We start from the raw sequence: 13,034 nt of genomic DNA, 5'->3' as shown, positions 1-13,034 counted from the left end.
CTCTCGGCCGCGGGTTGGAGGTCCTCATCGACGTCGAGGTCAGCGCCACCGATCGCAAGACCTTCGAGGAGTTCGAGCAGACCGTGGCGTCCTACGAGGAGGTCGTCGAGCTCCGCCGGATGTTCGGCCGGCACGACTACTTCATCCGTGTCGCCGTCGCCGACCACGCCGCCTACGAAGCGTTCCTCACCGGCAGGCTCAGCGGCCTGCCCTGTGTCCTGCGCCTCGAATCCCACCTGACCATGAAGGAGATCAAGACCCTCTCCTGACCCCGGCCCCTGCGGGTCAGAAGGCCGTGTGGCTGAACCAGTGGTCGAGCGTGGCGACTTCGCCCGAGATGTCGAAGGCCGCCTCCTGGTACGACCGCCGCTTGTAGAGCAGCAGCAGTAGGTCGGCGGCCTGCCCCCGTACCACCGTCTGCGCCTCGGACGGCGTGGCGTCGGCCGCGGCCCGCGGCAGCAGGCGGAAACCGTCCGGCTCCAGTCGCACCCGCCACTCCTCGCCGGTGCCGCCGTCGGGCTCCGTGCACTGGAAGACAAGGGTCTCGCCGTTGCCGCGCAGCTTCGCCACGGCCGGCGCGAAGAAGCCCGCGGAGGGCAGGTTGACGAGGAACTCGTCCACCCCGTCCGCCGCCAGCGCGGGTTCGATGTCCGACTCCCGACCGACGGCTCGCTCCGCGTCCACCCGGTGCACCAGGGTTTCGAACAGCATCCGGCGGGCCCAGAACCGTGCGTGCTGGTCCGCACCCCAGGCCCACATCGGCGCCTGGGGATCCGTCTTGCGCAGCACGTCGGCCACCGCGGGGACACCCGCGGCCAGCCAGTCGGCATAGTCCGCCGGGTGCTCCGGCAGCCCCAGCTCCACGTCGCGGCTGCGCGGCGGCTCCTGCACCAGCTGGGTCAGCAGAGCGGAGAACCAGCGGTGCACCGCTCCCACATGCCGGGTGAGGTCGGCCAGCGTCCAGTCGGGGCAGGAGGGCACGGGGGTCGCGGGGTCGGCGCCCTTGGCCACGTCGGCGAAGCGCAGGGCCTCCCGCTCGATCGCCTGCCGATAGGTGTCGTACGGCAGAGGGTGCCCCGCCCGGCTCGTCGTCTCCATCAGCTGCCGCCCTTTCCGTCCGCCGCGCGGATCTCGTCGTTGGTCAGTGTGGATGCTGGAGTGCACTCGAAGGCAAATCCCGCCACCGGGGAAGCGGGCGGCACGGTCGTGGTGTCCGTCGACATGCCACCATCGGCCGGGCCGCTTCGTGCCCGACATGATCTTCAATATGTGACGTGATCTTCACTGTAGGTGAGGGAGGGTTCCGAATAGTGGGCGTTCACGTCATACGTGCAACGCGCCCCCTCAGACTCGTCCGGCTCACCGAACGTCTCAAGCAATGAACAGGCACGACCATGAGTCGGACAATCACCCGGTCCACCCCGGATTCCCCGCAGGCCGTGCAGAGCGGCGAACCCGTGTTGTCGCACGGCCTCAAGCAGCGCCATCTGTCGATGATCGCCCTCGGCGGGGTGATCGGTGCGGGGCTCTTCGTGGGCTCCGGCGCCGGTATCGCAGCTGCCGGCCCGGCCGTCGTCCTGCTCTTCGTGGGTGCCGGCGCGCTGGTCATGCTGATCATGCGCATGCTCGGCGAGATGTCCGCGGCCCGCCCCTCCACCGGGTCGTTCTCGGTGCACGCCGAGGAGGAACTCGGCACCTGGGCCGGGACCACCTCGGGCTGGATGTACTGGCTGATGCTCTGCGCCGGTGTCGCCGCCGAGGCCACCGCGGCGGGCGCGATCATGCACACCTGGGTGTCGTTCATCCCCGCCTACGGCTGGGTGGCGATCTTCATGGCGTTCTTCTGCGCCAGCAATCTGACCGCGGTCAAGAACTTCGGCGAGTTCGAGTTCTGGTTCGCCGCCATCAAGGTCGCCACCATCGTCGCCTTCCTGGTGCTGGGTGTGCTCGGCATCCTCGGGGTGTTCGGCAGCGCACCCGGCGCCGACCACCTCACCGGCCACGGCGGCTTCTTCCCGACCGGCGCCGCCGGACTCGCCGCCGGGCTGCTGACCGCCATCTCCGCGTTCGCCGGTCTGGAGACCGTCACCATCGCGGCGGCGGAGTCCGATCACCCGAGCCGGAACGTGGCCCGCGCCGTCCGCACCGCCGTCTGGCGCATCGCCGTCTTCTACATCGGCTCCATGGCCGTGGTCGTCACCCTGGTGCCGTGGAACGACCCGAAGGTCGCGACGGAGGGCCCGTACGTCACCGTGCTCGACCGGCTCGGCATCCCGGCGGCCGGCACCATCATGCAGATCGTGGTGCTGGTGGCCCTGCTCTCCGCGATGAACGCCAACATCTACGGCTCGTCCCGGATGGCGTACTCCCTCGTCAACCGTGGCCAGGGCCCGCGTCTGCTGGGCAAGGTCACCAGGGGCGTGCCGATGGCGGCCGTGCTGGCGTCCTGCGTGTTCGGCTTCGTGGCGGTGATCGCCGGGATCATCTGGCCGACCACCGTGTTCGCCTGGCTGCTGAACATCGCCGGCTGCTCGGTGCTGGTCGTCTGGTCCATCGTCTGCCTCACCCAGGTGAAGATGCGCCGCCGGCTGGAGAGCGAGGCGCCCGAGCTGCTCTCGGTGCGGATGTGGGGCTTCCCCTACCTGACCTGGGTGGCGTTCGCCGCGATCCTCGGCGTCTTCGGCGTCATGGCCGCCGGCTCGGACGGCCGTCATCAGCTCGCCGGCACGGCCGTCGTGGTGGCGGCGCTGGCCGGCGCGGGACATCTCAAGCAGCGCCGCGACCGGCGGGCCGCCGCCACCGCCTGAGAACTCCTCGCCCGGCGGTCGCAGCACCGCCGCGCATCGGTGCCCCGTGGCACGCGCCCCTGTGGGCCTGTGCCGCGGGGCACCGTCGTTGTGTCCGGAGGACGGTCGTTCACTGGATATATCCAAGAAGTGTGCTATTAAATCCCTGGCATTGCATGGCGCGTGGGGGAGTGCATGGCTTCTTTCGAAGGTCGCCTTCTGGGGCGGGCGGCCGAGCTGGCGGAGCTGTCCCGGTTGGCGGAGTCCACCCTCGCGGGCGTGGGACAGGCCGGCTTCGTGGTGGGGGAGGCCGGTCTCGGGAAGACCGCGGTGCTCGAGCAGGCCGCGGCGGACGCCCGGCGCAGGGGCATCCAGGTGCTCTCCGCGAGCGCCCAGAACCTGGCGCAGCCATGCCCGTTCGCCGTCATCTCCCACTGCTTGAGGCTGGAGGAGTCCCCCTCGGACGAACGGCGAGCACAGGTCGCCGAGGTCCTGCGCGGCGATGCTCGCTACGGTGTGCCGGGCGCCAGGCACGAGGCCGCGGGGGCGGATGCCGCGACGATCGAGGCGATGGTCGGGCTGGTCGAGGACCTGTGCGCGCAGGGGCCGTTGGCCCTGTTCCTCGACGATCTGCAGTGGGCCGACCCGGCGAGCCTGGCCGTGCTGCACAAGCTGGTGCGCTCGGTGCATCAGTTGCCGCTCCTGGTGGTCGGCGCCCATCGGCCCGTGCCCGGAGCGGGGGACGTCGCCCATCTGTCGCGGAGCCCGATCGCCGGCAACCGCACCCTGTTGGAACTCGCACCCCTGGACACCCGGGCCGTGGCTGCCCTGCTGGCGGACCTGTGCGGCCGGGAGGCCGGCTCGCGACTGCGGCGGATGGCCGAGGGAGCCGGCGGAAACCCGCTGTACCTCACGGAGTTGATCGCCGCGCTGCAGCGCGAGCACGCCATAGAGACCGGCGGGGCCACGGCGGAGATCGCCGCGGGCTGTGCGCTGCCGCCGCTGACCGCGCTGGTGACGCACCGGCTCCGCTACCTGCGCGAGGACGTGCTGCAGATGCTGCGCATCGTCTCCGTACTGGGGACCGGCTGCACCACCGCCGAACTCGCCGCGGTCATGGACATCCCACTGAGCGATCTGCTGACCGCCATGGCGCAGGCCGAGGCGTCCGGAATCCTGCGGGACACCGGCCAGTGCCTGCGCTTCCGCCATGAGCTCATCCGGGACGCGCTGTACGACGCCGTACCGGGATCGGTCCGGGCCATGCTGCACATGAGAGCGGCGCAGCGGCTCGCCGAGGCCGGCGCGGCTCCGGAACGCGTGGCCGAGCACCTGCTCGACGGGGTGCCGAGCCCGGAATTCCTGATCACCTGGCTGGAAGGATCCGCCACCCGGCTCACCACGCGGGCGCCCGCCATGGCGCTGCGGCTCCTCACCACGGCGCTGGAACTCGGCGACCCCGCGGCCGCCGGATACGGCAACCTCCGTCTGCACCACGCCGTCGCGCAGCTCTCCTGCGGCCATCTCGCGGAGGCGGAGGAGAGCGCCCGCTCCGCCCTGGCCAAGGCGCCCGACGCCGGGCTGGAATCCGTGCTGCGCTGGATCGTCATCCAGGCCGCGTTCGCCCGCGGCCGACCCGATCTGGCGCTGGCGGAGGCGCGGGCCGGATGCCGGAGCCCCGGTGTCGGGGCGATCGAGCGGGTCCAGTTCCAGGCGTTCGGCGCGGTGTGCCTCTTCGCGCTGGGCGACCTCACCGAAGCCGGCGCGGTCGCCTCCCGGGCCCGGTCCGCCGCCGACGAGGTCGGTGACAGCTCCGCTCTGGCCAGCACCCTGCACGTACTGGCCGCCAAGCGCTTCCTCGAAACACCCGACGCCGAAGCGGTCGAACTGGCGCGGCAGGCCTCCCGGCTCACCCCCGACACGATGCACCCCGCGCAGTGGCTGGGCCTGCAACTCTCCCTGGTCAACTGCTATATCGACCTCGACCTCGGGCCCGAGGCCCAGCGGACCCTCGCCGCCGTACGAAGACCGGCGGAGCACATCGGCGGGGTGTTCCTGCCCTGGTACCACCTGTCCTGCGCGCTCCTGGCGTTCCACACGGGGCGCTGGGACGACGCGCTGGCGGAGATCGAAGCGGGTCTCGACTGCGGAGACCAGGCCGCGATGAGCCGGGCGCTACGGGCGATGGCGGCGGTGATCGCCGCACACAGGGGCCGGCGCCCCCTCGCCGAAGCACACCTGACGGCCGTGCTGCCCGAGCTCGACAACGCGACGGTCGCCGCCTTCTACGAGTACCTGCCGATGTGCGCCGGCGCCCTGCTGGACGAGGCGCGGGGTGACGACCGGCGCGCGTACTCCCGGCTCGCCGAGGCGTTCGACGAGGGCGTCGGCCATCTGCCCGGCCAGCTGATCCTTGGCTTCCTCACCCCCGATCTGGTCCGACTCGCCCTGGCCCAGGGGGATCACGACAGCGCGCGTCGCTACGCCGCCGCCGCGCAGCGACGGGCCGAGGACAGCGGCGGCCTCTACCACCTCGGTGACGCCTACCGCTGTGAAGGTCTGCTCAGCGGGGACCCCGATCTGCTCCTGGAAGCGGTCCGCTGCTACCGCAACGCACCGCGGCCGCTCAACGCGGCACACGCCTGCACCGATGCGGCCGAAGCACTGGCCCGCCGCGGGCGCCTGGACGACGCCCGCGTCCTGCTCGACCAGGCACTGGAGACCTTCACGCGGCTCGGTGCGGCCTGGGACGCGGCACAGGCGACGTCCCGGCTGCGGGCGGTGGCCGTCCGCCGTGGTTCACACCGGGCCCGAACCGGCGTACGCGACGGCTGGCAGGCACTGACGCATACGGAACGCCTGGTCGCGGAGCATGTGGCCGAAGGGTGTTCCAACCCCGAGATCGCGGCTCGGCTGTCCATCGCCCGAAGCACCGTCAGCACCCATGTCTCCAGCATCCTCAGAAAGCTGGCGATGACCTCGCGGGTCGAGATCGCCGCGGAGGTGACCCGTCGGCACCGGGCGTAGGAGCCGCGGGCCGACGCGTTGTTCCCCGGCCTCCGTTCGCGGAGGCCGGGGAACCGTCCGACGACGGCGCGCCGTCAGATCACGAGATGGCGTGCGGTGCGCCGGTCACCGGTTGTCGACGCACTCCTTGGCGAGGCTGTCGCTCGTGCACAGCACCAGGTTGCTGCTGAGGTCGTCGGTGCCGTCGACGGCGGGGATCGTGGCGGTGCCGTCGCCTGACCACTTGTCACCGAGGTCGTTGGTGAACGTCCACTTGCCCGTCACCGTCTTCATCAGCTGGCCTCGCATCGCCCAGCTGTAGTTGTTCGGCTTGACGGATATCTTGTTGGCGTCGCTCACGGTGTTGGTCTGGGTCCAGGAGTGCTCGTAGCGTGCGCTGATCGCGCTGCTGACCTTGACCGAGACGACTTCGATGTTGACCCCGACCTCGCTGGTGACGGTGATGGAGCTGCCCACCGTGTTGGTCTCGGACGAGGTCTGCGTCCAGGTGATGGTCCGGTCCGCCGGGTCGGTGCTGTTGTTCCACACGTTGGAGCTGACCCGCTTGAGGTTCCCCACGGACGCCACGCTGTCGCCGGTGATCGTGTAGTCACAGGACTTGATGATGCTGGAGCTGTTGCTGCACTGCTTGAGGGCGTACGCGGTGGCCAGATCCGACAGGGTGGGGCCCGTGTATCCGGGGCTGGGCGTCGGCCCGATGATCCACTCCTGGTTGCTGTTGCCGTGGCAGTTGGAGAGGCCGACCGTCGCGCCGTCGTTGCCGCTTCCCCCGAACACGTCCATGCACTTGTCGGTGTTGACGTTCCGGATCAGGTAGTAGCCGCCGCCACCGTCCGAGGGCTGCAGATACCAGTTCTGCTTGGTGTTGGTCGAGTCGCAGTACACCGGCTCGACGAGGTGATTGTTGTCGGTGTTGAAGTCGAGGCACTTCTGCGTCTTGTCGTTGCGGATCAGGAAGCTCCCGTCACCGTTGGGCACGATGCTCCAGTTCGCCATCGGCCTCTTGTTGACGACGATTTCGGTCCCGTAGTCGGGCGAGTCCTTCGCCAGATCCAGGGACGGCGCGAGGCCGTCCGCCTGGGGCAACCGCGGTGACAGGGACAGGCCCGCCAGTGCGGAGGTGTCCGCATGGGCCGTTCCGGTCGTCAGCGGAGACACCGATGTGGCGAGCGTGGCGAAGGCGACGGCGGCGAATGCGGCCATCGTCCGCCGCACTGGCCCGTGAGGGGTCGACTCGGTGATCATGATTGGTCTGTTCTCCTTCGGCAGTTCTTGCCTGCGGGGCGGGCTACGGGGAAGGAGGCACTCCGCCCTTGTCTGTGGCCCGCCACGGCGGTGACAACGTATGGGCGTCCGCGCGGCGATACATCCGTCAACTGACGGAGGCTTACGGGACGCGCGATGGCGGCAGGAGACGGACGGGCAGCGTGACCGACGGCGGATGTCAGCTGAGTGCGTCAGCTGCTTTCGCCGCAGTGGTATTGCGTAGGCTTGAGGCCCGTCGATAACCTGGGAAGTTTTCCACTTCCGGGAGCTGGGCTCTCACAGCCGCGGGCGCGGAATTCCGTCGCGCTTCGTGAGGGTGAGCGTCAGCCTCCGCCTGAGCGTAGACAGGTATGTGACCGCGAAGGGGACCAGGTGTGGCGACGGAACGTGTGCGGACCGGCCGTTTGAGCTTGCTGCTCGACGCTCGCGGGTAGCCCTGGGCGTGCAGCCGTCCGCCGCGTCACTTGGGGCGCAACCGTCACAGGTGCATCCACGGTGGACCTGAGTCCGGTGTGCTGCCATGCTCGGGTTGGCGAGAAGCGGCCCTCCATCGGGAGGTGTCCCTCGCGGCATCGCCCCGGGTGGCGTGTGCAGTTCCTCTGATTCCGCTTCGGTGCGGGAGGTGGGGGAGCCGGTCTCGGTCGGCGGTGTGCGGCGGCGACTCCCGTGCGTACGAGAGTGATGGCCGCCGGGGTGGGTACGGCCGTGATCGGCGGATGGTTTGCGGAGTTGTGGACTCCTGCCATTCTCATGGGTAATGAACGGAGCGTCAGTACGGCAGAAGCGTGCGGTTTCCGGTCAATTCCCTCGAAGCTCCCTCTGGCTGGAAATCCGGGCCGTGACAATTCAGCAGTGCAAACTGCAGGGCCGAACGGAGGGACAAGGGTGATCCGGGTCTTGGTGGTCCATGAGACACGGCTGGTGCGATCGGGGCTTGCCGCGTTGCTCCGCGATGAGGAGGGCATCGACGCCATCGCGGCGTGCTGGGCGAGCGCCCCGGGGAAGGCACGCTCCTTCCAGCCCCAGGTGTGTGTGGTGGACGGCGACTCCGCGCGGTCGGGGCAGCCGACGAGCCATCCCGGAGGGCCGGGCTGCGCACTGCTCGTGCTCGCCAGCTCCTGCCGACCCGGTACCCTCCGGCGCGCCGTCGCCGCGAAGGCGCGTGGGTTCGTGGACAAGGACGCCCCGCCGGCCCGGTTCCGGCACGCCATAAACCAGGTCGCGGCGGGACAGCGCTATGTCGACCACACGCTGACCCTGGACTTTCTCCAGGCCGCCGATATGCCCCTGACCGCAAGGGAGTTGACCGTTCTCTCGCTCGCCGCGGGTGGGGCGTCCGTTCCGGAGATCGCCCGCGAACTGCATCTGAGCAGCGGAACGGTGCGCAATTACATGGCCGCGATCAACCGCAAGACCGGTGCCCGAAACCGGGTCGACGCCATTCGTATATCGCAGGGGGCCGGCTGGCTCTGAGGGCCGGACGGCGACCGCCCTCGGTGTCGCGCTCCACGAGCCGGGCCTCCTGCAGTTCCGTGAGGCGCTGTTGCAGCACGCTGCGAACAGCTCTTGGACCTGCTCATGCTGTGCGGCTGGTACCACGCGATCAGTTTCACCGCCCGGGCGACCAGGCTGCCCCTTGAGCCCGGCGCACCACGCTTCCTCGAATTCTCCGTGACGTAACAAGCGCCACGTACCGTCTTGCGGATGAGTGCAGTGGTGAACGGAGACGGGACGGGCGCAGGCGTGCAGATCCGGCCTGGTACCGGGGACGACCTGGAAGAGCTGACCCGGATCTACAACCACTACGTCGTCGAGACGCCGATCACCTTCGACATCGAGCCGTTCACCGTGGAGCAGCGCCGGCCGTGGCTGCTGGCCCATCCCCGTTCCGGCCCACATCGGCTCCTGGTGGCCGAGGAGGGCGGAAAGCTCCTCGGCTATGCGACCAGCAGTGCGTTCCGGCCGAAGCAGGCGTACGCGACCTCCGTGGAAACCAGCGTCTATCTGGCGCCCGAGCAGGTGGGACGCGGCGTCGGCGGCCTGCTGTACGCCTCGCTCTTCGACGCATTGGAGCAGGAGGACGTCCATACCGCGCTCGCCGGAATCGCCCTGCCCAACGCGGCATCACAACGGCTCCATGAACGCTTCGGTTTCCGGCCTGTCGGCGTCCATGAGCAGGTCGGGCGGAAATTCGGGAGGTTCTGGGATGTGGGTTGGTTCCAGAAGCTGTTGTGCCGAGAGCCGATGGGCTCGGGTACTGAGTCGCGTGGCGTTCGCGGCTGATTGTCACCCCCTTTTGCCGACACCCCCTTGATCGTCACCCCCTTGGTCGTCGCCGGCTCCGTTCGGCGGACTCCGGTTGCCAATTGCCGGTCAGTTCGCGGTAGAGCGTCGAGCGGTCCAGCAGTTCGGTATGGCTGCCGAGGGTGGCCCGGGTGCCGTCCAGTACCAGTACGCGGTCGGCGCGTTGGGCCGAGGTGATCCGGTGGGCGATGACGATCAGGGTGCCGGGTCGGTCGGCGAAGGCCCGCTCGGCGCGCTGCTCGGCCAGCGGGTCGAGATGGCAGGTGGCCTCGTCGAGGAGGACCAGCCGGGCCGGCGCGAGGTGGGCCCGGCCGAGCGCGATCAGCTGGCGTTCGCCCTGAGAGAGCGCGGTCGGGTCGATCCGTGCGTCCAGACCGCCCAGCCGGGACACCAACGGGTTCAGTCCCACGGCCTCCGCTGCCGCCGCCACGGCGACGTCGGACGCACCGTCAGGACAGAGGTAGCGCAGGTTGTCACGCACGGTGCCGGAGAAGACGTACGCCTGCTGTGGGATGAGGACCCGGCGGCGGGACGGACCGGGATCGGGGAGGGACAGGGGAAGGGGGCCAGGCGCGTTCGGTGGGCGGCCGTCCACCCGTACCGTGCCCCCCGTAGGGGGCAGCAGACCGGTGATGAGGCCGGCCAGTGTGGACTTGCCGATGCCGCTCGGGCCGACGACGGCGAGGTGCTCGCCCGGTTCGACGAGGAGATCGAGGTCGTGCAGGACCGGTTGTGCGCCGGGGCCGTAGGCGAAGGTCACCGATCGTAGTTCGACCCGGGGGGCGGTCGGATCGGTGCGCCCTCCGGAGCGTGGCACGGCGCCTGCGGGCTCGGAGGCGGCGTCGCCGTAGCCGGAGTCGGGGCGCTCGTCACCGGAGTCGGTGTGGTCGGCCGCGGTTGGCCCGCTCCGGGGCGTCTGGCCCGGGGGCCCGGTGAGGCGGTCCAGTACGACCAGGAGCCGGGTCCCGGCGGAGCCGAGCGCGTTCATCAGGGTGTGCAGGGCGGGCAGCAGTGCCTGGGTGAGATACGTCAGGGCGCCGAGGACGGTCCCCGCGGTGAGGTGCTGCCGCAGCAGCCAGGGTGTGCTGAGGAGCAGCAGCAGGACCGGCAGCTGACCGGCGACGCCGAGGGCGAGACAGCGGGCCGCGGCCCAACCCGCCAGGCGCCGGGCCGCCCGTGCCTCGGCGTCGATCAGGCCGTCGGCGCGCCCCATGACGGTGGCGCGCGCGCCGCAGGCGGCCACGTCGCGCAGCCCCGCCGCCACGGCACCGAAGTGGGCCGAGAGCGTTTCGTCGGCCTGGAGGAAGGCGCCCTGCTGCCGTGCCATCGGGCGCAGCGTGGCCACGAACAGCAGCAGTCCGGCCACGAGGGGCGGCAGCACGATCAGCAGTAGCTGCGGGGCCAGGGAGAACAGTCCGAGCAGCGCCCCCGCCGAGGTGAAGACGAAGGAACGGGCCACCAGGACCAGTCCGGCGAAGCTGTCCCGCGCGAGCTCGGTCTGGTTGGTCAACCGCGAGACCACCGCGGTGTCCGCGGCGCGGGCCGGATCGGCGACCGCCTGGTCCAGGGCGCGTGTCACCACCGTACGGACCAGGGCGTCGCGCAGCGGTTCGACCAGGTCCGCGAGCCCCCGGAAGACACCCCGGCCGGCGGTCCCACCGAGGACGACGGCCACCGCGGCAACGGCCAGCCAGGCCATGGCCGTGCCGGTGCGGCCGACCAGAAAGCCGTCGTCCAGGGCCTTGGCCACGGCGTAGCCGCTGACGAAGGTGTGCCCGGACTCCAGCAGGGACCAGCCGCCCATCAGCAGCAACACCCGGGTGCGGCCCCGTAGGAAGCGGAGCGCGCGCGGCAGCAGCCGGATCGTCGCGGTGCTCATGAGGGGGTACCTGCGTCCGGAGCGGTGGGGGAGAAGACCGCACGGTATTCGGGGTCCCGCCAGAGCACATCGTGTGGCGCGACCGCCCGTATCCGGCCTCGCTCCAGCCAGGCGACCAGATCGGCGCGGGCGGCGGAGGACAGCCGGTGGGTGATCAGCAGCCGGGTGCCCGGCCGTACGTCCTGAAGGAGCGCCCGGCTGACATGGTGCTCGGTGACGGTGTCCAGGCTGGAGGTGGCGTCGTCGAGGATCAACAGGCGACCGGCGTGGGCGAAGGCCCGTGCCACGCCGAGGCGTTGGAACTCGCCACCGGAGAGCGGAGCGTCGGCCGGCGGCGTGGCGTAGCCGCGCGGCAGCAGCCGTACGAACGGGTCGGCGCCGGCCGCGCGGGCCGCGGCCTCGATGCCGTGGGCCGGAACCGGCCGGGGCCCGAACGCGATGGCCGCGCCGATGGTGTCGCCGAAGAGCGCCGGCCGTTCGAAGGCGTAGCCGACTTCTTGGCGCAGCTGCACCGGATCGGCCTGGTCGAGCGGAACCCCGTCCAGCAGCACCGCGCCGTCGTCGGGATCCGTGAGCCGCCCCGCGACGGCGGCCAGCAGGGACTTGCCCGCCCCCGACCGCCCGACCACGGCCATGGTGGTGCCCCCGGGTACGACCAGATCCACACCGTGCAGCACGGGCACGCCGTCGCGGGCGACGGTGACCCCGCGCAGTTCGAGCCGCCCATGGCCGTCAGAGGGCAGCGGCCGGGAACCGTGCCCCGCCGGGGGCAGCGCCAGCAGTTCGCCGATGCGTCGGGCCGCGGCGCGGCTGCGCACCAGGGCGTTGAGCTGACCGGTCAGCCCTCCCAGACCCGCGGTGAGCGCCGCGTACCGGGCGGCCGCCAGCAGTCCGCCGACGGTCAGGGCGCCGTGGGCGAGCCGGAGCCCGCCCACCGCGAGGACGGCCGTGGTCAGCAACGGCACCAGGATGCTGCTGCCGACCATCGCCCGCCCGTATACCTGCCACATGAGCCGGCCCTGCGCGCCGAGTTCGGGCAACGGGGCCAGGATGCGGGCACCTTCCCGGTGCGCGGTGCCCGCGGCGGCGATCGTCCGGGCCCCGCCCAGCGCCTCCACGAGCCGGGAGGCGATCTCCGCCTGTACGTGTTGATAGCGCCGGACGCTGTCGGAGGAGCCCCGGGCGAAGGACCGCAGCAGCAGGGTCAGCAGGGGAAGCCCGGCCAGGAAGACGGCCGCCAGCCAGATGTCGGTGATCGCCAGCGCGACCAGGGCCCCGACCGGGGTGAGCAGCGCGGCCAGGGCGCCGGCCGCCGTGGTGGGTGCGGACCCGGCCTCGGCGGCGTTGCCCGTGAGGCGGTTCACCAGATCGCCGGTCGTGAAGCGGTCGGTGGCGCGCAGCGGGCCGAGCGACAGCAGATGGCCGATTCCGTGGCGGCGCAGCCAGGCGGTGCTGCGGGCGGTGGTGACGCCGCCGGTGAGCGTCACCAAGGCGTCCAGCAGCACCTCCGCCACCAGTAGGACGGCACTCAGCGCGAGGGCGGTGCCCGCTCCGGGCGCGGAGTCGAGTGCGAGGTCGAGGGTGTGGCCGAGAACGGCGGGCAGTGCGACGGCCGCGGCGGCCGAAGCCGCACCGAGGAGGGCGACGGTGAGAGTGCGCAGCAGGCTGTGTCGGAGCGCACCGGTCAGAACGCGCCGCCCGGCGTCCGGTTGCCGCGTCGGCGAGGGTGGCCCGGGCGTGGGGGACATCCGAGGCACCGTGTGACCACCGGC

The 13,034-nt window shown here is 71.0% G+C and carries 10 protein-coding genes; 5 read left to right on the top strand and 5 right to left on the bottom strand.

Going from position 1 to position 13,034, the window contains the following annotated elements:
* Window positions 1–14 precede the first annotated feature (14 nt).
* Window positions 15–269, top strand: coding sequence for an Lrp/AsnC ligand binding domain-containing protein (locus tag WAB15_RS04245; RefSeq protein ID WP_407285379.1), 255 nt, complete (start codon window positions 15–17; stop codon window positions 267–269).
* 16 nt (window positions 270–285) lie between these two features.
* On the opposite strand, the gene WAB15_RS04240 is transcribed toward WAB15_RS04245, so the two are convergent.
* Complete coding sequence (locus tag WAB15_RS04240; protein WP_407285378.1) at window positions 286–1,098, bottom strand: maleylpyruvate isomerase family mycothiol-dependent enzyme; 813 nt, start codon at window positions 1,096–1,098, stop codon at window positions 286–288.
* Window positions 1,098–1,223, bottom strand: coding sequence for a hypothetical protein (locus WAB15_RS04235; protein WP_399144739.1), 126 nt, complete (start codon window positions 1,221–1,223; stop codon window positions 1,098–1,100). The genes WAB15_RS04240 and WAB15_RS04235 overlap by 1 nt, the downstream gene beginning before the upstream one ends.
* Before the next feature lie 171 nt (window positions 1,224–1,394).
* Here WAB15_RS04235 and WAB15_RS04230 point away from each other — a divergent pair, with 171 nt between their 5' ends.
* Window positions 1,395–2,807, top strand: coding sequence for an amino acid permease (locus WAB15_RS04230; RefSeq protein WP_407285377.1), 1,413 nt, complete (start codon window positions 1,395–1,397; stop codon window positions 2,805–2,807).
* A 174-nt stretch (window positions 2,808–2,981) separates the two neighbouring features.
* Window positions 2,982–5,813 carry an AAA family ATPase gene (locus tag WAB15_RS04225; RefSeq protein WP_407285376.1) on the top strand — a complete coding sequence of 944 codons (2,832 nt, stop codon included), beginning with the start codon at window positions 2,982–2,984 and terminating at the stop codon, window positions 5,811–5,813.
* Window positions 5,814–5,918: 105 nt separating this feature from the next.
* Here the strand turns inward: WAB15_RS04225 and WAB15_RS04220 are convergent, their stop codons facing one another.
* Window positions 5,919–7,058, bottom strand: coding sequence for a ricin-type beta-trefoil lectin domain protein (locus WAB15_RS04220; protein WP_407285375.1), 1,140 nt, complete (start codon window positions 7,056–7,058; stop codon window positions 5,919–5,921).
* A 906-nt stretch (window positions 7,059–7,964) separates the two neighbouring features.
* On the opposite strand from WAB15_RS04220, the gene WAB15_RS04215 reads away from it, so the two are divergent.
* Window positions 7,965–8,552, top strand: a complete 588-nt coding sequence (locus WAB15_RS04215) for a response regulator transcription factor (RefSeq protein ID WP_399144744.1) — start codon at window positions 7,965–7,967, stop codon at window positions 8,550–8,552.
* A gap of 231 nt (window positions 8,553–8,783) precedes the next feature.
* A complete protein-coding gene (locus WAB15_RS04210; RefSeq protein WP_407285374.1) occupies window positions 8,784–9,362 on the top strand; it encodes a GNAT family N-acetyltransferase in 579 nt (192 codons plus the stop codon).
* 34 nt (window positions 9,363–9,396) lie between these two features.
* On the opposite strand, the gene WAB15_RS04205 is transcribed toward WAB15_RS04210, so the two are convergent.
* Together WAB15_RS04205 and WAB15_RS04200 are read right to left on the bottom strand one after the other, a co-directional pair.
* Entirely contained in the window at window positions 9,397–11,262 is a 1,866-nt protein-coding gene (locus WAB15_RS04205; protein WP_407285373.1) for an ATP-binding cassette domain-containing protein, read from the bottom strand.
* Window positions 11,259–13,010, bottom strand: a complete 1,752-nt coding sequence (locus WAB15_RS04200) for an ABC transporter ATP-binding protein (protein ID WP_407285372.1) — start codon at window positions 13,008–13,010, stop codon at window positions 11,259–11,261. Before WAB15_RS04200 ends, WAB15_RS04205 begins: the two co-directional genes overlap by 4 nt.
* Window positions 13,011–13,034 lie beyond the last annotated feature (24 nt).

The sequence above is a fragment of the Streptomyces sirii genome (genome assembly GCF_045690365.1).
GTDB classification, from domain to species: domain Bacteria; phylum Actinomycetota; class Actinomycetes; order Streptomycetales; family Streptomycetaceae; genus Streptomyces; species Streptomyces sirii.
The sequence above is the reverse complement of the archived record's forward strand: the minus strand, read 5'-3'. Positions and strand labels throughout refer to the sequence as shown.

What these genes read in the sequence shown, in the direction of transcription:
- WAB15_RS04240 (WP_407285378.1), bottom strand. Translation starts at nt 1,098, where the DNA reads ATGGAGACGACGAGCCGGGCGGGGCACCCTCTGCCGTACGACACCTAT.
- WAB15_RS04235 (WP_399144739.1), bottom strand. Translation starts at nt 1,223, where the DNA reads ATGTCGACGGACACCACGACCGTGCCGCCCGCTTCCCCGGTGGCGGGA.
- WAB15_RS04230 (WP_407285377.1), top strand. Translation starts at nt 1,395, where the DNA reads ATGAGTCGGACAATCACCCGGTCCACCCCGGATTCCCCGCAGGCCGTG.
- WAB15_RS04225 (WP_407285376.1), top strand. Translation starts at nt 2,982, where the DNA reads ATGGCTTCTTTCGAAGGTCGCCTTCTGGGGCGGGCGGCCGAGCTGGCG.
- WAB15_RS04220 (WP_407285375.1), bottom strand. Translation starts at nt 7,058, where the DNA reads ATGATCACCGAGTCGACCCCTCACGGGCCAGTGCGGCGGACGATGGCC.
- WAB15_RS04210 (WP_407285374.1), top strand. Translation starts at nt 8,784, where the DNA reads ATGAGTGCAGTGGTGAACGGAGACGGGACGGGCGCAGGCGTGCAGATC.
- WAB15_RS04205 (WP_407285373.1), bottom strand. Translation starts at nt 11,262, where the DNA reads ATGAGCACCGCGACGATCCGGCTGCTGCCGCGCGCGCTCCGCTTCCTA.
- WAB15_RS04200 (WP_407285372.1), bottom strand. Translation starts at nt 13,010, where the DNA reads ATGTCCCCCACGCCCGGGCCACCCTCGCCGACGCGGCAACCGGACGCC.